The sequence below is a fragment of the Corynebacterium senegalense genome (genome assembly GCF_900411315.1).
GTDB classification, from domain to species: Bacteria; Actinomycetota; Actinomycetes; order Mycobacteriales; family Mycobacteriaceae; genus Corynebacterium; species Corynebacterium senegalense.
The window spans coordinates 604815-622380 of record NZ_LS990887.1 but is presented as its reverse complement, the minus strand read 5'-3'; the positions used below and the strand labels follow the sequence as shown (position 1 = coordinate 622380).

The 17566-nt window shown below is 64.3% G+C and carries 20 protein-coding genes; 8 read left to right on the top strand and 12 right to left on the bottom strand.

The window, feature by feature from the left end; translation table 11 throughout:
• Window positions 1-38 precede the first annotated feature (38 nt).
• Both DYZ02_RS02970 and DYZ02_RS02965 read left to right on the top strand, forming a co-directional pair.
• On the top strand, window positions 39-581 hold the full coding sequence (locus DYZ02_RS02970) for a histidine phosphatase family protein (RefSeq protein WP_115686344.1): 543 nt from the start codon (window positions 39-41) through the stop codon (window positions 579-581).
• Entirely contained in the window at window positions 578-1312 is a 735-nt protein-coding gene (locus DYZ02_RS02965) for an SCO1664 family protein (RefSeq protein ID WP_115684926.1), read from the top strand. The genes DYZ02_RS02970 and DYZ02_RS02965 overlap by 4 nt, the downstream gene beginning before the upstream one ends.
• 3 nt (window positions 1313-1315) lie before the next feature.
• Here DYZ02_RS02965 and DYZ02_RS02960 read toward each other — a convergent pair whose 3' ends face one another.
• A complete protein-coding gene (locus DYZ02_RS02960) occupies window positions 1316-1858 on the bottom strand; it encodes a DUF488 domain-containing protein (RefSeq protein WP_115684925.1) in 543 nt (180 codons plus the stop codon).
• 51 nt (window positions 1859-1909) lie between these two features.
• Window positions 1910-2500, bottom strand: coding sequence for a putative glycolipid-binding domain-containing protein (locus DYZ02_RS02955; protein WP_115684924.1), 591 nt, complete (start codon window positions 2498-2500; stop codon window positions 1910-1912).
• Between the two features lie 257 nt (window positions 2501-2757).
• Here DYZ02_RS02955 and DYZ02_RS02950 point away from each other — a divergent pair, with 257 nt between their 5' ends.
• Window positions 2758-3738, top strand: coding sequence for an NAD(P)-binding domain-containing protein (locus DYZ02_RS02950; protein WP_115684923.1), 981 nt, complete (start codon window positions 2758-2760; stop codon window positions 3736-3738).
• A gap of 78 nt (window positions 3739-3816) precedes the next feature.
• On the opposite strand, the gene DYZ02_RS02945 is transcribed toward DYZ02_RS02950, so the two are convergent.
• The 5 genes from DYZ02_RS02945 to DYZ02_RS02920 form a co-directional block, all read right to left on the bottom strand.
• On the bottom strand, window positions 3817-5709 hold the full coding sequence (locus DYZ02_RS02945; RefSeq protein ID WP_115684922.1) for a heavy metal translocating P-type ATPase: 1893 nt from the start codon (window positions 5707-5709) through the stop codon (window positions 3817-3819).
• Complete coding sequence (gene cmtR / locus DYZ02_RS02940; protein WP_076600005.1) at window positions 5706-6065, bottom strand: Cd(II)/Pb(II)-sensing metalloregulatory transcriptional regulator CmtR; 360 nt, start codon at window positions 6063-6065, stop codon at window positions 5706-5708. The genes DYZ02_RS02945 and cmtR overlap by 4 nt, the downstream gene beginning before the upstream one ends.
• A 397-nt stretch (window positions 6066-6462) precedes the next feature.
• A complete protein-coding gene (gene mcrC, locus DYZ02_RS02930) occupies window positions 6463-7587 on the bottom strand; it encodes a 5-methylcytosine-specific restriction endonuclease system specificity protein McrC (RefSeq protein ID WP_245945590.1) in 1125 nt (374 codons plus the stop codon).
• Window positions 7554-9800: an AAA family ATPase gene (locus DYZ02_RS02925; RefSeq protein ID WP_245945584.1), complete on the bottom strand. Its 2247-nt coding sequence runs from the start codon at window positions 9798-9800 to the stop codon at window positions 7554-7556. Before DYZ02_RS02925 ends, mcrC begins: the two co-directional genes overlap by 34 nt.
• Window positions 9801-10117: 317 nt before the next feature.
• The gene (locus DYZ02_RS02920; protein WP_115684920.1) at window positions 10118-10699 is read right to left on the bottom strand and encodes a putative glycolipid-binding domain-containing protein; all 582 of its coding nucleotides are present in this window, start codon (window positions 10697-10699) and stop codon (window positions 10118-10120) included.
• On the opposite strand from DYZ02_RS02920, the gene DYZ02_RS11710 reads away from it, so the two are divergent.
• Complete coding sequence (locus DYZ02_RS11710) at window positions 10604-11134, top strand: TMEM175 family protein (protein WP_425450998.1); 531 nt, start codon at window positions 10604-10606, stop codon at window positions 11132-11134. The genes DYZ02_RS02920 and DYZ02_RS11710 overlap by 96 nt on opposite strands.
• Entirely contained in the window at window positions 11064-11270 is a 207-nt protein-coding gene (locus DYZ02_RS02910; RefSeq protein ID WP_220272208.1) for a DUF3072 domain-containing protein, read from the top strand. Before DYZ02_RS11710 ends, DYZ02_RS02910 begins: the two co-directional genes overlap by 71 nt.
• Before the next feature lie 8 nt (window positions 11271-11278).
• Here the strand turns inward: DYZ02_RS02910 and DYZ02_RS02905 are convergent, their stop codons facing one another.
• From DYZ02_RS02905 to DYZ02_RS11305, 3 genes are all read right to left on the bottom strand, one after another.
• A complete protein-coding gene (locus tag DYZ02_RS02905) occupies window positions 11279-11956 on the bottom strand; it encodes a YoaK family protein (RefSeq protein WP_115684918.1) in 678 nt (225 codons plus the stop codon).
• 65 nt (window positions 11957-12021) lie between these two features.
• The gene (locus DYZ02_RS02900) at window positions 12022-12546 is read right to left on the bottom strand and encodes a hotdog fold domain-containing protein (RefSeq protein ID WP_115684917.1); all 525 of its coding nucleotides are present in this window, start codon (window positions 12544-12546) and stop codon (window positions 12022-12024) included.
• Between the two features lie 71 nt (window positions 12547-12617).
• On the bottom strand, window positions 12618-12779 hold the full coding sequence (locus tag DYZ02_RS11305) for a hypothetical protein (RefSeq protein WP_181896876.1): 162 nt from the start codon (window positions 12777-12779) through the stop codon (window positions 12618-12620).
• A gap of 156 nt (window positions 12780-12935) precedes the next feature.
• Between DYZ02_RS11305 and DYZ02_RS02895 the strand changes: the two genes are divergently transcribed.
• Window positions 12936-14351 carry a purple acid phosphatase family protein gene (locus DYZ02_RS02895; RefSeq protein ID WP_181896875.1) on the top strand — a complete coding sequence of 472 codons (1416 nt, stop codon included), beginning with the start codon at window positions 12936-12938 and terminating at the stop codon, window positions 14349-14351.
• 55 nt (window positions 14352-14406) lie between these two features.
• Here the strand turns inward: DYZ02_RS02895 and DYZ02_RS02890 are convergent, their stop codons facing one another.
• Window positions 14407-15189 carry a spermidine synthase gene (locus DYZ02_RS02890; protein ID WP_115684915.1) on the bottom strand — a complete coding sequence of 261 codons (783 nt, stop codon included), beginning with the start codon at window positions 15187-15189 and terminating at the stop codon, window positions 14407-14409.
• 21 nt (window positions 15190-15210) lie between these two features.
• Between DYZ02_RS02890 and DYZ02_RS02885 the strand changes: the two genes are divergently transcribed.
• Together DYZ02_RS02885 and DYZ02_RS02880 are read left to right on the top strand one after the other, a co-directional pair.
• Window positions 15211-15621, top strand: coding sequence for a GNAT family N-acetyltransferase (locus DYZ02_RS02885; RefSeq protein ID WP_181896874.1), 411 nt, complete (start codon window positions 15211-15213; stop codon window positions 15619-15621).
• 39 nt (window positions 15622-15660) lie between these two features.
• Complete coding sequence (locus DYZ02_RS02880; RefSeq protein WP_115684913.1) at window positions 15661-16083, top strand: VOC family protein; 423 nt, start codon at window positions 15661-15663, stop codon at window positions 16081-16083.
• A 9-nt stretch (window positions 16084-16092) separates the two neighbouring features.
• On the opposite strand, the gene DYZ02_RS02875 is transcribed toward DYZ02_RS02880, so the two are convergent.
• Complete coding sequence (locus tag DYZ02_RS02875) at window positions 16093-17529, bottom strand: DHA2 family efflux MFS transporter permease subunit (RefSeq protein WP_245945582.1); 1437 nt, start codon at window positions 17527-17529, stop codon at window positions 16093-16095.
• Window positions 17530-17566: the final 37 nt, after the last annotated feature.

Below are 17566 nucleotides of genomic sequence, written 5' to 3'. Positions count from 1 at the left end.
TTCCGGGATGGGTGTCTGTGATGACCTACTATCACTTCATGGCCAGCATCTTCCTCATTCGCCACGGCGAGACCCCGACGACCGGCAAGATCCTCCCCGGGCGCACGCTGGGGCTGCACCTTTCGGAAAGGGGGCGCGTGCAAGCCGCGTCCGTCGCTAAGCAACTTGCTCACGTCGACGCGGTGTATTCCTCACCGCTCGAGCGCGCCCGCGAGACCGCTTTACCCACCTGCGAACGGTTCAAAAAGGAGCTTGTGCTTGACGACGGCCTCTTGGAAGCCGATTTCGGCACATGGACCGGTGAATCCTTGGCTGACCTTGGCAAACTGCCCGAATGGCAGGTGGTGCAGAAGCGTCCCGGGGAGTTCCGATTCCCCGGCGGAGAGTCGTTCGTCGAGATGCAACACCGCGTAGTCGGGTGCGTGCGCGCGATCGCGGCGCGGCACCCGGGCGAGGCGGTGGCTTGCTTCACTCACGCCGATCCAATCAAGGCGGCGCTGGCGCATTTTACAGGCCGGGGTTGGGGCGCGTTCCAGCAGATCCCGGCGGAACCGTGCTCGGTGTCGGAGCTTGAGCTGTGACCGCGCTTGAGACGCTTGAACTGCTTCAACACGGTGAGGTAGGTTTCGTGGGCCAGCTCGCGGAATCCTCGAACCTCACCGTGCTCGTGGATGTCACGCTTGCTCGCGACGGTGGCCAAGCGGACTACTGCTGGGGCATCTTCAAGCCCGAAGCCGGGGAGCGCTACCTTCATGACTTTCCGGCGGGGCTGTGGCGGCGCGAGCGGGCCGCGTACCTGCTCAGCGAATGGTTGGGCTGGGACATAGTGCCGCCCACGGTGGTGCGCGAGGTGGAGCCGCTCGGCGTCGGGTCGTTGCAGTGCTACGTAGACAACGACGGCTCCCACTACTTCCCGCTTTACGAGACCCGCACTGACCTGCATCCCCAGTTCCTGCGCATGGCCGTCTTCGACCTGCTGGTGAACAACACGGACCGTAAATCGGGCCACGTCTTGCTTGCAGCCTCGGAAACCATGAACCACGTTGACCACGTGTGGGGAATCGACCAGGGACTGTGCTTTCACCAGGACCCGAAGCTGCGCACCGTGATCTGGGAGTTCGCGCATGAGACCATCCCATCCGAGCTGGTGGATGCGGTCGAGCCGCTCGCGGGGGAGGTGCCGGAGGAGGTGGCGTCATTGTTGACACCGGAAGAGGTGGCGGCGTTGAAATCGCGCGCCTCGCGCATCGTGCGCCTGCCGTGGCTGCCCGAGCCCCAGTCTGAGTTTCCTTACCCCTGGCCCCTGGTGTAAGCGCTATTCCCGCGCGGGGTAGCGCACGAGGAGGTCGTCGCCGACCACGGCGCCGTCGTTAAGCGTTGCTTCGCGTATCGACGCACCTTTGGCCCCCAACCCCATTACGTGCTCCACCTCGTCCCCGTGAGCGAGGAGGTGATCGGCGATGATGCGGCGGTGGCAGCGCCACCACACCGCCTCGGAACACATGATGGCGGTCGGTGTGTGGGCAGCCTGCTGGCGCAGTTTCTCCAATGCTGTAGCGAATTCCTCACCCAGGGCGTGGTCGGCGTAGTTGTGAAAGCTGCGGTTTTGCCAGTTGGCGTTGACCTCGAACGGGATCGTCTTGGATACGTTGCGCCGCCCCGCCAGCCCCTCGTTCTTCATGTAGTCGATGCCGTGTGTGGGGAGGCGCTGGGTGAGGGAGTCGTCGTTGAACCACGGGTACTTCCGTGAACCGGTCAGCTTGCGCACATCGACGACTGCCGCGACCCCGGCTGCCTGAAGCATGCGCACGAACTCGTCGAATTCAAGGTTGGAGTGGCCGACGGTGAAGATGCGCATGGGTGCCACCGTACCCCGAACCCGAGGTGCTCTTGAGCGGAGCCGCCTGAATCAGACCCGCTGGGCGAGATCAGGGTAATGTACGACCACTCCGTCACTGTCCACTTCTAATTCGACATCGACTCCACGTGTTCCACTTGCGTAGCGGACTGTCTTAGAGTCGATTGAGCTGTAGTACTGGTCCGAAGCGATCACTTCTAGCGATGGCATATCAATCCAGGCCATGATGAGTTGCGTCTTAGGAACCTGAGCTTCCAAAAGCCCCAAGCGGCGAATGGGCATCGTGTTCGTGAGCGGGCAAAGGCCGAGGTCGCAATCCAGCGCGTCTTCCAGGTCTGCTGAACGAACAATTCCGGGGGAGGGCAGATTTGTTGGCGGGGTCCCCTCTTCTTTGGTCTGCGGCGACCATACGCCCTGCTCGGACCTGACGAGTTTGAGGCTCCGCTCCCAACCATCGCCTTCAACGTTCACCGTCACATTCTGGGTGGCCCAGTTCTCCGTGGCCTCTAATGCCCAGGTTGCCTGGTAACCCTCTCCGTGTTGCACTCCGGTGGCCGATAAACCGGCTCCGTGAAACCGAACCGTAGCCTCGTTCTGGATGACGGGGTTGTCGATGTGCACCCACCTGTAGCTACGTTCCATGGTGGTTAGTCTATCGAGAGACCGCGCATGGGAAAGCGGGTAGTCGACTGCAACTGGGCCCGAGAAGAGTGTTGCGGGTTCTGCAGTTTTTCGGGGGACGCTGGCTACACTCGCGGGCATGAAGCGCTTGTCCATCAGAATGGTGGCGGAGATTGTGGCCTCCGCCGGTGTTGTCCCGCCTGCGTGCGGTGGCCCGCGCCAGAATGACCGTCAGACGGCGCTTGAGGTCCCTGCGGGTGCAATGGCGGTGCTCTCCAATGACTGAGCACCACACTGCCATCGTCGTCGGCGGTGGCCAGTCCGGTTTAGCCACGGCCTATTATCTGCGGCGCTTCAAAGTGGATTTCCTGGTCCTGGACAACCAGGAAGAAGCTGGCGGAGCATGGTTGCACGCATGGCCTTCGCTGACGCTTTTCTCTGCCGCGGGGTTCTCTAATCTGCCCGGCTGGCCTATGCCGCACTACCCGGGGTATCCGCCGGCACACCATGTCATCGACTACCTGGAACACTACGAACAGCGCTACGACATCCCAGTTAGGCGCCCCGTACACGTCCGCAGCGTGTCTTGTGATGGTGGGGTGTTTCATCTGGACACGTCTGCGGGTCAGTTCACAGCGGAGCACGTTGTCGCGGCCACAGGCACGTGGTCCGCGCCTTTCGTGCCCCACTATCCCGGCACCTTCCGTGGCCGCCAGTGGCACTCGTCGATCTACCCCGGGCCGGAACCATTCCGCGGTGCGAAGGTCGCGGTGGTCGGTGGGGCGAATTCGGGTGCTCAGATCGCCGCGGATCTCATCGGGACATCGGAGGTCACATGGTACACACGTGAGCAACCGCGCTGGATGCCTGACAACATCGATGGCCGCGATCTCTTTCTCAACAGCCGCCGCCGGATTCTCGGCGGCGATCCCGGCCCGAACCTCGGGGACATTGTTGCGCTTCCTCATCTACGTGAGCTCCGCAACTCCGGTCAGCTCACCGCTACCCCCATCTTCGATAGCTTGAACGAGCTCGACCACGACCACCTGATCTGGTGCACAGGTTTTCGTCCGGCCCTCGGCCCATTCCGCCACCTCATGCGCGGCCGCGAACCTGAAGTGGGGAATCTGCATCTAGTCGGTTACGGCAACTGGACCGGCGACGGCTCGGCAACGCTGATGGGTGTGGGGCCCTTTGCCAAACACACTGCCCAGATAGTCGCGGGCCGTGTCGATGAAGCTCCGCATCAAAAGTTTTGAGATGTCGCTTGCTCCCTGAGCAGCTCGATCCTTCCAAGATCCGCGTTGGAGAGCCAGCGCGCTGGGCGAAAGTGTGGCTCAGCGCTTCGCTTGCGCAGCCCGCAGGCCGTTCAAGATCACGATGACTTCGGCGACCTCGTGAACCAACACGACGGCGGCCAGGCCCAGCACTCCGCTGATCGCTAGCGGCATCAACACGATGATGATGGCCAGAGACAGCACGATGTTCTGGTTGATGATCCTGCTGCCTCGGCGGGCGTGCTGCAGAGCCTGCGGGATCAGCCGGAGGTCATGGCCGGTGAAGGCGACATCAGCGGACTCGATCGCGGCGTCGGAGCCAGTCGCTCCCATCGCTATGCCCACCGTCGCGCCCGCCAGTGCCGGCGCGTCGTTGATGCCGTCACCGATCATCGCCGTCGGCGTCTTGGAGGAGAGTTCGGCTACGATGCTCGCCTTGTCCTCCGGGCGCAGCTCGGCGCGCACGTCGTCGATTCCGGCGATTTCAGCCAGTGCCCGGGCGGTGCGAGTGTTGTCACCGGTGAGCATGCTCACTTCCACGTCGTTGGCGTGCAGGGTCTGCACGGCTTCGGGCACCTCGGGCCGCAGCTCGTCGCGGACCCCGATCGCCCCGGCAAGGGCGTCATCGACGGCGACCAGGACGCAGGTCTGCCCCTCGGACTCCATGCGCTCAACATCGGCCTTCAGTGGCCCGGCGTCGATCCATCGGGGGCTGCCCACCAGCACCCGTCGACCTTCGACGGTGCCGCTGATGCCATGCCCGGATTCCTCGCTGATGTCCAGGGCAGCGGGCGCTTCGGGCCCCGCCGCCGCGATCGCCGCGGCGAGGGGGTGCGTCGATTGCTGCTCAACTGCCGCCGCAAAAGCAAGCACTTGCGCCCGATTGAATCCGTCTGCCGGGACCACGCCGGTAACCTCGGGCTGGTTGCGGGTGAGGGTTCCAGTCTTGTCCACCGCCAGGTGACGGATGCCGCCGAGCCGCTCGAACGCCGCTCCGGACTTGATGACCACGCCAAACTGGCTGGCTGCGCCGATCGCGGCCACGACCGTCAGCGGCACGGAGATTGCCAGCGCGCACGGCGACGCTGCAACCAGGACCACCAGTGCACGGGTGATCCACGTCTCGGGGTCGCCCAGCAGCGAGCCGATCACGCCGACCAGCACCGCCAGGATCATCACCCCGGGCACTAAGGGTCGGGCAATCCGGTCGGCGATCCGGGCGCGGTCGCCCTTTTCCGCCTGCGCCTGCTCGACCAGGTCCACGAGTGTGGTCAGTGAGTTGTCCGCTCCAGCTGCGGTCGTCTCGACCTCCAGCACACCGGCGGAGTTGATCGCTCCCGCGGGCACCTCGTCGCCGGGCGCGACCTCCTCTGGAATGGATTCTCCGGTGATCGCTGAGGTGTCAAGGCTGGAGCGTCCGGAACGAATGATGCCGTCCGTGGCGATCCGCTCCCCGGGGCGCACGAGCATCAGCTCGCCAACCACGAGGTCTTTCGCTACGACCTCGACCGCCGTGCCGTCGCGCAGCACCGTTGCGGACTGCGGCACCAACTTCAACAGTGCCCGCAGTCCGCCCTGGGCCCGGTCCATTGCCTTGTCCTCCAGCGCCTCAGCGATCGAGTACAGGAACGCTAGCGCCGCGGCCTCTCCGACGAAGCCGAGGATCACCGCGCCGACCGCGCTGATCGTCATCAACAAGCCAATGCCTAGCTTGCGCTTCGTGACAAGGTTCCGGATCGCTCCAGGCGCGAACGTGTATGCGCCTAGCAGCAGACCGACCCAGAACAGTATCGTCGCGGGTGTCTCCAGCCCGGACCAGTCCAGCGCCAGGCCTATGCAGAGGGCTACGCCGGAGAAGATCGGCAGTAGCAACTCGGGGTCCTTCCACCATGGCCGATCGAGCTCTTCAATCTCCGTGGCGGTTTCGTGTTCGCATCCACACGCCGAGCTCATGCGTCCGCCCCCTTTTCACCGCAGCCGGGCACCGAGCACTCAGGGTCGATGCACGGGGCGTTTTCGTCGACAGCCAACGTTGCGTTCACCAGTGCGTCGAGCGCTGCCGCGAGGTGCGGATCGGCGATTTCGTAGCGAGTTTTGCGGCCCTCTGGCTCGGCGACGATGATGCCGCAGTCGCGCAAGCAGGTCAGGTGGTTCGAGACGTTCGAGCGGGTCAGGTCAAGGTCGCGCGCAAGCACGGCTGGGTAGCTCGGGCCGTCGAGTAGGGTCATCAGGATTCGGGAGCGCGTCGGATCGGCCATAGCCCGGCCGAGCCGGTTCATGACGTCGAGACGTGAAGCAATAGTCAGCATGCGCTGAACTATACAGTATTCACTGAACTATTCAACATGCACTGAACTGACGGTTACGCGAAGGTCCTGCGACCTGCAGGAATAAGTCGATGGGGTAGCAGATGACTGATCCTTTGTGGTTCGGCTGCCACCCAACGCGGGAGCGACGTGGGCGGCGAGGTTCTCCAGAATCTTCACGTTGACGTCCACGCCATCCCGCAAAAGCTTTACGTGTTTCCATGCGCCCATATGTTCTCTGTGTACTGACGCAATTACTGTTTTCTGATTGTTGCAGGCTAACGAGAAAGTAACTTTGTAACTACATACCGTGGAATTTAAGTTCAACGTGTAGGGGTGCTAGGCCGCTTACGGAGGTGCGGCACGCGATTCAAAGTGGCCGATAGCATCGGGTCATTTTTCAACGAGGTGGTGGGAGCCTACTCACAAGCGATTGATTCGATTTCTCCGTAAGTGCAGACAGATACGACTCGAGCTGGGCACGCAAGTCTTCCCAGGGAACTGTCAGATCGAGCGCGTGCGCCTGCAATCTATTCCCCTGAACCACCACGTCGAGTTCCGGTTGCGTAGGCATTTCGGTGCGGGCATAAAGCAGTAGCCCGCTAACGCTCCCGTCGTGGCGGGTGTCAGAGTTCTTCACATATGTAAAAATTTGGTAGAGATGGGCAGAGCGAACCGAGAGCTTTCCGTAGGCGCTTTCTGCCATGGAGCGTCCGTAATACTTTGCATCGATGATCAGCGTGCGGCCACCGGTTCTCAACGTGATGTCGGTTCTCATCGCTGGCAATTGATCAGAACCTAAGGCGCGGGTGGGATCGAGGTCCCACTGAACCTCTCTGGCTGCAGGTGACAGCTCTGGGTGGTGGAACGCGTAGTATTCGCGGAGAAATCGCTCGTAGAGGGTGCTCATCGCATCGTCGGACAGCCATTCGCTGAGACGATTGGTTCCGGCCTCCTCCGTCGGGAGAAGGCCTTGGACTACGAGTTGGCAGACACCGATTAGAAGCCGGTATGTGGCATTAGTGCGCCGGTAGGCGAAGTCATGCCAGTGGATTGAACCCGGTCTTACTAGCGTCACTGGTTCCAGGTAGGGAAGAAGTCGTCGGAGCGCGTCCTTACGTCCTGCTGCGACATCGCCGTGGCGAATCAATAACACGATCACGGACTTGAGAGCCTGGTTAAACGGTGTGTCCGGCTCGTACTCGTCGAAGTTGCAGACGACGCGACTTGGCGTTGTAGCTCGGATCGTAACAGTGCGGGAGATGTCAATCCGTCCCCTAATGGTGGCCACGGGTTCTTCGTGACGTAAATAGTCGCGGTGCACGCCGCGCTTAACCTGTGCCGATACTCCGCGAGCCAAAATCTCTGCAAACAAGTCGTGTAGGTGGTCGAAGCTTTCGGTCTCAACATCGCCAACGGTGAGGGTGTCTATCGAGCGAAACGCATAGGCCATCATCACGTAGATATTGCGGATAGTGATCGAACGATCCTTCATTCGAGGGACGCTCGCAGCTTCGTCGACCATTCCGCGACGGTAGTTGGTTCATCGAACCAGTACTCATCTAGAAGAGGCACCAGCTCATCCTCGACGACCGACGTGAGCCATGCGTTGTCAACGATCGTGTTTCCCCTGGGTGCCGTCAAGAAACTGTGACCGATCTCGAAACCGCGGCCAAGTGTAGGGTCGTCGCTGATTGCCATGTTGAGGTTCGAAACTGTCTGGACCAACTGGTTCAGAGCGGGGCTACCCGCTTCGTCTTGCCAGCTCTTGAATCCTTCGGAATCGAATGCCGGCCGCATCTCGAAGAAGCCGAAACGTCGCCGCAGTGCGTAGTCGAGGACCGCTAAGCTGCGGTCTGCGGTGTTCATCATGCCGATGATGAACAGGTTTCGGGGAACTGAGAACAGTTCGTTCTTGTAGAGAAGCCGGAGTTCCTGCCCGCGTTTGTCTGCTTCGATTAGCATTAGCAACTCGCCCAAGATCTTGGAGATGTTTCCGCGATTGATCTCGTCGATGATGAAAAAGTAAGGGCGGCTCTCATCATCCTCACGGGCGGTTGCGCAAAAGCGATAAAAAGGTCCTTCGGCTAGCGTGAAGCCACCAGCTTCGGTGGGGCGATAGCCCATCATGAAGTCCTCGTACGAGTAGCTTTGATGAAACTGTACGATCTGGACTCTGCTGGGATCTTTGGCTCCAATAATCGAGTAGGCGAGGCGCTTTGCAGCGTATGTCTTTCCGACTCCTGGAGGGCCAGCCAGAATGACATTCTTCTTACGCTGTAGTAACGACCGGAGGCGGTCGTAGCTGGCCTCCGTTAGAAAGACCTCGTCGAGGAATTCGTCTTTTCCGTATGTCGGTGCCACCCTGGGTGCAGGAGTTGGTAGCACGTCATGATCGCCCGTGACGAGCTCTTCGAGCTGTTCGACACAATCGCGATACTTCGTGATATCGGTGAGAGTCTTGGTGGCGGCATCGCCCGGATGAGGCCACTGCCCTTGGTGGGACCATTCCACCGAAATCACGTGAGGGAACAATTCGCGCTCAGGCTCAAACCGGGGCTCCGAGACGACAACCCCACGCCCAACAATCTCGCGTCGTCCGCGTTTGGCGTATACCACGTCTCCGACTTTGATTTCGTGCTGGAACTGCCACAGAGCAAGCGCATCGTTGCTGTGAGCCGCGGGACCGGTTCTCTTACTGCTGAGCGCTTCCCGGATCGCTTCTCGGTTGGGGTACTGAGCTAGATCGCCCACTTCCCGCCAGCCGATAGCCATAACATTATCCTTGGCGAAATGTGTCCACTCGCTGTCCTGCGGGCCGGGGGAGTATAACCAATAGTGGGTGGGACGCGGCTCTGGCAGATCCGTCTCTGGGTCGGCGGCACCGGGTGCAGGGACGTCGGGTTGCCAGAGCTCCGCGATGCCAGGCGTCCAGAAGTGGAACGGGCCCGCTTTCTCTTGTGCGAGCACCCCACGAATAGCGAGGAGATCGCGGTCAATATCCATCGGGTTGTTGCCGGAGGGGCCACCGATTCGAGATGCAAGCCCGTCTCGGATGCTTCGCTTCATAGCCGCCGATGAGATTGGCTCAAAGGTCTCCGGTGAGCACAGAAATTGGAGTGCATTGCGAATGTCCGAGCGATCGGGCCCCGACTCCAACATTTCTTGCTGTAGTCTCCAGCGATCGGTGCGGATTTCGTTTCGCTCGCTCGCAGTTAATCTGCCCCAGCGGCGAATGAACGTTGCGATCCAGATGATGTGTTTCCACAGCGCACTGTTGTACCCCATGCCCGGTTTGAATCCTGCGACGTTGGAGGGCCGGTCGAGGGCGGCAGAGACCAAACCCGTGAGCTCGACGGGAGATCCCAGGTGAGCGAGGATACGCTCGACGTGTTCTCGCCGGGTTGAGGGAAGAGCACTGCGCACAGGATGTTCACGCAATAGGGCGATTTCAGCTGCTAGGAGGATGACCTCCCGGGGTGCCCCCGTCAACTGTATGTCTAGCTTGTCCCACTGACCCTGATCGGTACCGAGGATGGGGTTTTCCTCGACTCTCGTACGTAGCTCCTCGGCTGTATCTGAGGTCCAAATCCGCGCACTGGGGTCGATGACCGATTTCCCCTCGTCCAGCATCTGAGCGATGATTGGTGCCACCTCATGGGCCATCTTCACGTCTGACTCGGGGCGTGACGCGGCAGTGACTGCGTCCGACTCTGCGATGTTGGGTTCGACACGCATGTAAAGATCCTATACCCATTGGGTATCGGGGGGTCCATAGTGAAGGTAAAACCTCCGATCGCGCGGCGCTGCGGTGCAGCTTCTAAACGTTTACGAATAGCCTTGCTGCCGGTGAGGTTTTAATTCTCCAAAAGAGGAGGAGCTGAGAATCAACGTGTAGGGGTGTGCGGCCGCTGGCGGGGCGACCCGCCAGCCGAATGCTCGTTAGCAGATGCTCGTTAGTCGAGTGGAAGCGTCCCGTGCCACCTCGTTACTCGACTAACAAGCGTGTACTAACGAGCATTTGCCGTGCGGCGGTGGCTTCCCCCACCAACCCGTTACACGCGCCGCGCCAGGCCTGGGTAGTCCACGACCACGCCGTCGGAATCCACGCTGAGAACCACGTCCACCCCGCGCGTGCCACTCGCGTAAGACACGGACGAGCTGTCGACGCTGGCGTAGTACTGGTCGGAGGCGATGACGTGCAGGGAAGGCATGTCGACCCAGGCCATGAGGAGCTCGGTGCGGGCGACGGAGCCGTCGAGGAGCCCGAGCCTGCGGATCGGCATCGTGTTGGTCACGGGGCACAGCCCGAGGTCCACGTCCACCGCGCCGGTGAGGTCGACGTCCGCGCCAATCCCCGGGGCGGCGAGGTCGGCGGGCTGGGTCCCGGACAGCGACACCTCGTCGATCCACGTCCCGTCCTCGTTGCGGCGCACGTCGAGGGAGCGCTGCCAGCCGTCACCGACAACGCTGATCCGGACCTCGCGCGTGATCCATCCCGGGGAGGTGGTGAGCTCCCAGGTGGCGCGGTAGAGGTCGCAGTGCTGGGTGCCGTGGGCGCTGAGGTGGGCGTCGTGAAGCGAGATGCTCGCGGTGTTGGTCAGGCCTGGGTCGTTGACGTCCTGCCATGTGTACATGACACCGACCCTAGCGAGCGCACTACACTTTGGCATGCCCTCCTCCGCCTCGAGGCGTTCAGCGACGGAGTGCTCGCCATCATCATCACCGTGATGCTCCTGACCTTCCAGGTGCCCGAGGGCGACAGTTTTCGCTCGCTTATCGACGCCACCGCCCTGCCCTTCCTGACATACGTCCTCAGCTTCACCTACGTCGGGATGTACTGCAACAACCACCATCACCTGCTGCACGCGGTGTCCTCGCTGAGCGGGCGATCCTGGACGACGCCCGCGGGCATTAGTCCCGCCGACGTATCCTGGCGGGCACCGGAATTGAAAGGAGCACACCATGACCAACCCCACCGAGCCGAACGACAACACGGAGATGATCGGCGCGACCGGCGACGCGCAGGACGGCGCGCTGGAGAAGGACCCGTCCGAATGGGTCAGCGGTGACGAGCCGATGACCGAGGCGCAGAAGTCCTACCTGGACACCCTGGCCAAGCAGGCGGGGGAGCAGCTGCCCGCAGACCTGACCAAGGCGCAGGCCTCGGAGCACATCGACAGGTTGAAGAAGGCGACGGAAAACTGAGTCGACCGTTAGATGGCCAGATTGGCCCGCCGGCGGCGCTCCCGCACCGCCAGGGCCACTGCCGTCCCGGCGAGCAGCATGGCGGTGACGATCCAGACAGACCGCAGCCCCACGGCGTTATAGCACCAACCGCCGAATATTGCCCCTGCCGCGAGTGATGCCCAGAGGAAGAAGTATCCCAGCCATTCCTTGTGCGATCCGCCGAAGAAGGCGTTCACAAGTTGTTGCGCCATGCGCACGAGCGTGCCGGTCATGTACGTAAGCGAGATAGTGACCACGCCGTTGCGCTCGAAGACGCTGTTCATCGCACCGACGGTGAAGGACAAACTGAGCACGGCGGGTGTTTCGAATCCCGTGGCGACCCACAGGGAGGCTATGGACGCCGTAGCGCAGACGAAAAGCAGAACCACTTCCCGCGATCGGCCGGGTGCGAGGCGGCGAGCACACAGCTGGCTGATGACTGCCCCGATCATCACACCCACCAGGAACAGGGCCATCACGCCGCCTGCGCGGGCGGCTGTCCCCCAGGCTCCCTGGGTGACGGCGGACGTCAGGCGCGTGGTGTTGCCGGACATGAACGACAGGAAATATCCCCCGAGGTAGAGGAATCCGAGAGTGTCGATGAATCCGGTGATGGACGAAAGATAGATCGCCAGGGCTTGTTCGCCCCTCCGGTAACTGCGCATGTATCCCTCCGTCTCCGGTCCTGAACCTTACAGGGCGCTCTGCAGCCCCGGACAGGAGCGGTGCGCTACTTTGGCCGTTTGGCGGTGACCCAGACGTCGATCTCCGCGGTGACGGGCTCGGCGCCAGCGTCGTCGCGGATCTCGCAGTTGATGGTCACCAGTTGCCCGCCCGATTCGCGGGTGATCTCGGCGAAGTCGGGGAAGTCGGCGGTGGCGGTGATGGTCAGGCCGCCCGTCGACTTCGCCGGGTAGTCGGCGCGCATGCCGCGGGGGATCCAGCGGTGGGTGGTGGGCACAGTGGTCTCGCAGAGCAGGCCCATCGCGGCCTCCGCGCCGTTGAGGGCGGCGATGACGTGGAAGGTGCCGATGTGGTTCTGCACGCCCCACCACTTGCCCAGGCGGATCACGCAGCGCTCGCCCGGGACGACCTCGCGGACCCGGGGCAGGACGGTGCGGAAGTAGGGGGCCTTGAGTGCGTAGACAGTGGAGAAGACCCCGCGCTTGAGGGCGGAGTCGCTGAGGTTGCTCCAGAGCTTGGAGATCGGATTGTCGGCCGCTGCGGCGGCGCGGGTATCTGTTGCGTGGGTCATAGACCGCAATGATAGTGACGCGCCGCTCACTCTGCGGCCAGTAGGCGGGTTTTCTTATGAATCCACCCGGCTTACTGCTCCTCGCGCTGGCTCTCGTCGACGCCCTCGGGGGCCTCCTCGCCGTAGCCGAGCTGCGAACCGGTGTCCTGGGCGAGCTGGTCGTCGTCCTTGTCCACCGGCTTGTTGGTGCTGTCAGCCGAGTTGTAACCGGGCTTCGCGGGATCGTTGTGCATGGCTCAATCACGCTTCCTTTCGTCGTCTCACGTTCGGGTTGCCCATGGTACGCCGGCGGAGACGTTTGTAACGGAGTGCTTTCGTGGTGTTCACCTCAGCGCTACGAAATTGTGTTGGTATATACAGGTCACGTTCCCACTCTCCGAAGGTTTCCCATGCAACGCTCCCGGGCCCTGCTGACCGCCGCTGTCACCTCCGCCGCCCTCTGCCTGACCGTGGTGCCGACCGCCGGCGCCGTGTCGTCGTCATTGCTGGCCCCCGGCTCCTCTGCTCCCGCCGATGCCGACGCCGCCTCGGGCCCAATCTTCCGCGCGGTGGCGGGAGTCGGCGCGAACGGGCGCAGCGTCAACTTCTCCTGGCGCACCACCCACACGGGCGCGGAGATTGTGCGCTACGCCCCGGTTGACCGGCCCACCGAGGTGCGCGAGGCGCCGGCCCGCGAGGCCGACTACGGTGCGCTGGCGTACCTGTCCAAGTTCGCCGAGGTCAGTGACCTCGAGCCGGGCCAGACGTACACCTACCAGCTCGGCTCCGAGCAGGGCGGGTGGAGCGCCCCGGAGAGCTTCACCATCGATGACGGCGACGGCACCTGGTCCTTCATCGCCGTTACCGACGTGCAGATCGGCGTCGGGGGCAGGGTCGCCGAGCAGGCCGCCACGTGGCGCCGCACCGCGGAGAACGCGACCGCGGCGGACCCGGACGCCTCGCTCATCCTCAGCCTGGGTGACCAGGTCGAAGGCTGGGGCGACCTCATCGGACCGCGCGGCCAGTACAACGCGTTCTTTTCGGCTCCCCAGCTGCGCAGCGTCCGCACCGCGGCCATTCAGGGCAACCACGAAACCTACGCAACGCCGATCGAGGCCAAGCACTTCCAGGAGCACTGGAACCTGCCGAACGAGCTGGGCGATACCTCCAACTACTTCTTCGAGCAGAACAACGCGCTGTTCATCGCCCTGAACTCCAACCGCAAGGACGCCGCCGGCCTCGCCGAGCAGGCCCAGTTCGTCCGCGACACCGTCGCCGCGCACGGGGCGGGCAAGGACTGGATCATCGTGGCCAACCACTTCGCCTTCCACTCCCACGGCGGGCGGTACACCGACGACGACATCGTCGCGATGCGCGAGGCCCTCAGCCCCGTGTTCTCCGAGGTCGGCGTCGACCTCGTCCTCAACGGCCACGACCACATGTACAACCGCTCCCACCTCATGAACGGCCTCGAGCCGACCGTGCCCGACAAGCCGGCGGAGCCCGGGGACGTGCTCGAGCAGCGCGAGGGCGACGTCCTCTACCTCACGCTCAACACCGCGGTCGGCGGGAAGTTCTACGACTACCAGGGCAACGACGGCAAGGACTACCCGGACATGACCCTCGAGAGGTCGCGCGAGCTCGGCCTCAACCAGCCGACGATCGCCTTCTGGAACCAGGACCGAACCCCGGACTACTCGCTCATCAACGTCACCCCGGAGTCGATCAACGTCCGCAGCCTCAACGCCGAAGACGGCTCGCTTGTCGACGACATCACCCTCGTCCACGACGGCGCCGCCGATCCCGCCAACCCCTCCAACCTGTAGGACCCGGCCGACCCGCGGGGCCCCGAAAACGCCACCGGCTCCTCGGCCTGAGCTTCTAGCGGGCGGAGTCCCGGCGCGCCGGGGTGGCGCTGGCAAGCGATCGTGCCCACTCGGACCCGCGGAATTGCGCGGGCCCGGCGTAGGCCAGGGGCGCGTCGGAGGCGGCGAGCACGACGTTGCCGTAGCCGCGCCCGTCAAGAATCTCTGCGGTGCTGATGGCCCCGACGTGCGCGAAGACCTCCGCCAGCCCCGCCACCTCGGCTCTTGTCTCGGGCAGGCCGGCCCGGTCGCCGACGTTGGCCACGTAGATCCCGCCCGGGGCGAGGGCGCGCGAGGCGGCGCGGTAGAACTCCACGGTGGTCAGCGGGCGGGGCGTCGCGGGCCCCGCGAACACGTCGCGCACCAGGACGTCCACCGACCCGGCTGGCAGCGCGTGCGTGAACGCCCGGGCCTCGGCGACCGCGATCTCCACCGGCGGGTCGAAGGCCTCGCGCACGAGCCGGGCCAGGCCCGCGTCCACCTCCACGGCCACGTTGGTCGACGCGAAGCGCTGGGCGACATGGGAGGGCAGCGCGCAGCCGGCGGCCCCGAGGTGGACGGCGTGGAAGGGGCGGGGTAGGCGCACTGTGGCGTCGATAAGCGCGGCGATCCACCCCATGTAGTCGAAGGCGAGGACCTCGGGCGCGCCGGGGACGACGTAGGAGCTGGGCACGTTGTTGACCTCGAGGGTGAACCCGCCGTCGCGGAGCGGGTCCGCGACGATGCGCGCGGTGCCCGTGTCGATGCGGTACTCGCCCACGATCCTCTTCCTGGAATGCCGCGGTTTGCGCTGCTGCATAAGCGACTATTGTTGTGGCACATGCTGAAAGCGCGCGAAGCCACCCCCGCCGACAAGGACGCGGTCATCGAGGTCTGGGACGAATCCGGCATCAGCCAGCCGTGGAACGACCCGCCCCACGACTTCGACCGGGCGCTCGACGCCCCCTCCTCGGCGGTCCTCGTCATCGAGGACGAGCGCATCGAAGCCGTCACTATTGCCGGCTACGACGGGCACTTCGGCTGGATCCACATGACCGGCGTGCGCCCCAGCGCGCAGGGCCGCGGCATCGGGCGCATGCTTGCCGACGGAGCCCGGGACCACCTGCGCCGCCTCGGCGCCACCGACGCCTACCTCCTCATCGCCCCCGGAAACGACAACGGCATCGCCTTCTGGGAGCACCTCGGATTTTTTCAGATCGACGCCCCCGTCTGGACCACCCCGCTGCGGTAGTCTCGGGCGGGCCACCACCGCCCGACCCGAGGAGACCCCATGGCACAGACCGCCCCCTACATTTCCTTCCACGGCAACGCCGCCGAAATGTTCGCCTACTACCACTCCGTCTTCGGCGGCGAGCTGGAGATCATGACCTACGGCGAGCAGATCGACAACGGCGCGCAGTTCCCCTTCGACGCGCCCCGCGACGCCGTCGCCCACGGCAAGCTGACCGGCCCCTTCACCCTCACCGGCGGCGACGACCTGCAGGACAACTCCGGAACGCTGGACAGGGGGGACCTCTCCTTCGTCATTGAGGTCGCCACCGTGGAGGAGGGCGCCGACTACGTTGCGAAGCTCACCGCCGACGGCGGCCGTGAGACCATGCCCTTCGCGCAGGCCCCCTGGGGCGAGCACTACGGCCAGCTCGAGGACAAGTACGGCATGGCCTGGCACGTGGCCACCCACACCGCGCGTTAGCCGAAAGCCCTAGTCGCCCCAGGACTTCGTCGGCGCGAAGAAGGCCGCCACCGCCGCCCCGAGCAGCACCGCCGCGGCGGGCAGCCACAGCGAGTTCGACATCGCCTGGGCGAAGGGCTCGTGGAGGAACGGCGGCAGAGGACCCGCCTGCGTCGGGTTCTCGCCCGCGCCCGGCCCCATCCGCGCGGTGAGCTGGGAGGTCATCAGCGCCGCGATGGAGGCCGAGCCGATCACCGCGCCGACCTGGCGGACCGTGTTGTACACGGAGGAGCCCGCCCCCGCGAGTCGCGGGCTGAGGTTGCGCGTGGCGATCATCGACAGCGGCCCCCACATCATCGAGTTGCCCAGCCCCGAGACCACCGAGACGGCGAGCATCCACAGCGGATCGCGGGCCGGGTCGGCCAGCACGGCCGTCAGCGCCACCGACGCGCCCATGAGCAGCAGGCCCGCGATGGCGAAGGGCTTCGGCGAGTGGGTGTTGGTCAGTTTCCCGATCCACGGCGCGAGCACCCCGGAGACCAGGCCCGCCGGGAGGATGAGCAGCGCGGCCCTCGTCGGGGAGTAGCCCTGCACCGACTGCACGTAGATCATCCACGGGATCATGAAGGTGGAGACGGTGAAACCCACCGTCGAGATCGTCACCGCCGCGAGCGAGAAGTTGCGGTCGCCAAACAGCTCGAGCGGCACCAGGGCGTCCCTGGAGGTGCGCGCCTGCCACCAGACGAAGGTGGCGAGGAACGCCAGCCCGCCCACGATGAGCGCGATCACCCGCGCGTCCCAGCCCAGGCGGTCGCCCTCCTGGATGCCGAAGATGAGGCCGAACATTCCCACCGAGCTCAGCGCCACCCCGAGCCAGTCGAAGTTGCGGGCGAAGCGCTCCAGCGCCGGGACGTAAATCCAGGCGAGGACAACGCCGAGGATGCCGACGGGCACGTTGACGAAGAAGATCCACTGCCAGCCGGCGGCGTCGACAAGCAGGCCGCCCAGCAGCGGGCCGACGATGGTGGCCAGGCCCGCGGTCGCGCCCCACACGCCCATCGCGCCGCCGCGCTCCGCGGGCTCGAAGGTGCGGATCATCACCGACATCGTCTGCGGGGTGACCATCGCCCCGCCCAGGCCCTGGAAGGCGCGGGCGACGATGAGCGCCTCGATCGACCCCGCCAGGCCGCACGCCAGGGAAGAGGCCGTGAACAGGGCGAGGCCGCCCAGGTAGAGCGCCCGCGGGCCGAAGCGGTCGCCGAGGCGCCCGGTGATGAGAAGCGGCACCGCGTAGGCGAGGAGGTAGGCGCTGTTGACCCAGATGACCTCGTTGTAGCTCGCGTCGAGCCCGGCGGTGATCGCCGGGATGGCAACGGAGACGATGGTCGAGTCGACCAGGATCATGAAGAAGCCCAGCATCATCGACAGCAGCGCAGGCCAGGGGGATGTCCTTGTCGTGTCGGTCACCGGCTGGACTTTACAGGGCGGGGCCTGTGGCGTCGAG

What these genes read in the sequence shown, in the direction of transcription:
- DYZ02_RS02970 (WP_115686344.1), top strand. Translation starts at nt 39, where the DNA reads ATGGCCAGCATCTTCCTCATTCGCCACGGCGAGACCCCGACGACCGGC.
- DYZ02_RS02960 (WP_115684925.1), bottom strand. Translation starts at nt 1,858, where the DNA reads ATGCGCATCTTCACCGTCGGCCACTCCAACCTTGAATTCGACGAGTTC.
- DYZ02_RS02955 (WP_115684924.1), bottom strand. Translation starts at nt 2,500, where the DNA reads ATGGAACGTAGCTACAGGTGGGTGCACATCGACAACCCCGTCATCCAG.
- DYZ02_RS02950 (WP_115684923.1), top strand. Translation starts at nt 2,758, where the DNA reads ATGACTGAGCACCACACTGCCATCGTCGTCGGCGGTGGCCAGTCCGGT.
- DYZ02_RS02945 (WP_115684922.1), bottom strand. Translation starts at nt 5,709, where the DNA reads ATGAGCTCGGCGTGTGGATGCGAACACGAAACCGCCACGGAGATTGAA.
- cmtR (WP_076600005.1), bottom strand. Translation starts at nt 6,065, where the DNA reads ATGCTGACTATTGCTTCACGTCTCGACGTCATGAACCGGCTCGGCCGG.
- mcrC (WP_245945590.1), bottom strand. Translation starts at nt 7,587, where the DNA reads ATGGTCGACGAAGCTGCGAGCGTCCCTCGAATGAAGGATCGTTCGATC.
- DYZ02_RS02925 (WP_245945584.1), bottom strand. Translation starts at nt 9,800, where the DNA reads ATGCGTGTCGAACCCAACATCGCAGAGTCGGACGCAGTCACTGCCGCG.
- DYZ02_RS02920 (WP_115684920.1), bottom strand. Translation starts at nt 10,699, where the DNA reads ATGTACACATGGCAGGACGTCAACGACCCAGGCCTGACCAACACCGCG.
- DYZ02_RS02910 (WP_220272208.1), top strand. Translation starts at nt 11,064, where the DNA reads ATGATCGGCGCGACCGGCGACGCGCAGGACGGCGCGCTGGAGAAGGAC.
- DYZ02_RS02905 (WP_115684918.1), bottom strand. Translation starts at nt 11,956, where the DNA reads ATGCGCAGTTACCGGAGGGGCGAACAAGCCCTGGCGATCTATCTTTCG.
- DYZ02_RS02900 (WP_115684917.1), bottom strand. Translation starts at nt 12,546, where the DNA reads ATGACCCACGCAACAGATACCCGCGCCGCCGCAGCGGCCGACAATCCG.
- DYZ02_RS11305 (WP_181896876.1), bottom strand. Translation starts at nt 12,779, where the DNA reads ATGCACAACGATCCCGCGAAGCCCGGTTACAACTCGGCTGACAGCACC.
- DYZ02_RS02895 (WP_181896875.1), top strand. Translation starts at nt 12,936, where the DNA reads ATGCAACGCTCCCGGGCCCTGCTGACCGCCGCTGTCACCTCCGCCGCC.
- DYZ02_RS02890 (WP_115684915.1), bottom strand. Translation starts at nt 15,189, where the DNA reads ATGCAGCAGCGCAAACCGCGGCATTCCAGGAAGAGGATCGTGGGCGAG.
- DYZ02_RS02885 (WP_181896874.1), top strand. Translation starts at nt 15,211, where the DNA reads ATGCTGAAAGCGCGCGAAGCCACCCCCGCCGACAAGGACGCGGTCATC.
- DYZ02_RS02880 (WP_115684913.1), top strand. Translation starts at nt 15,661, where the DNA reads ATGGCACAGACCGCCCCCTACATTTCCTTCCACGGCAACGCCGCCGAA.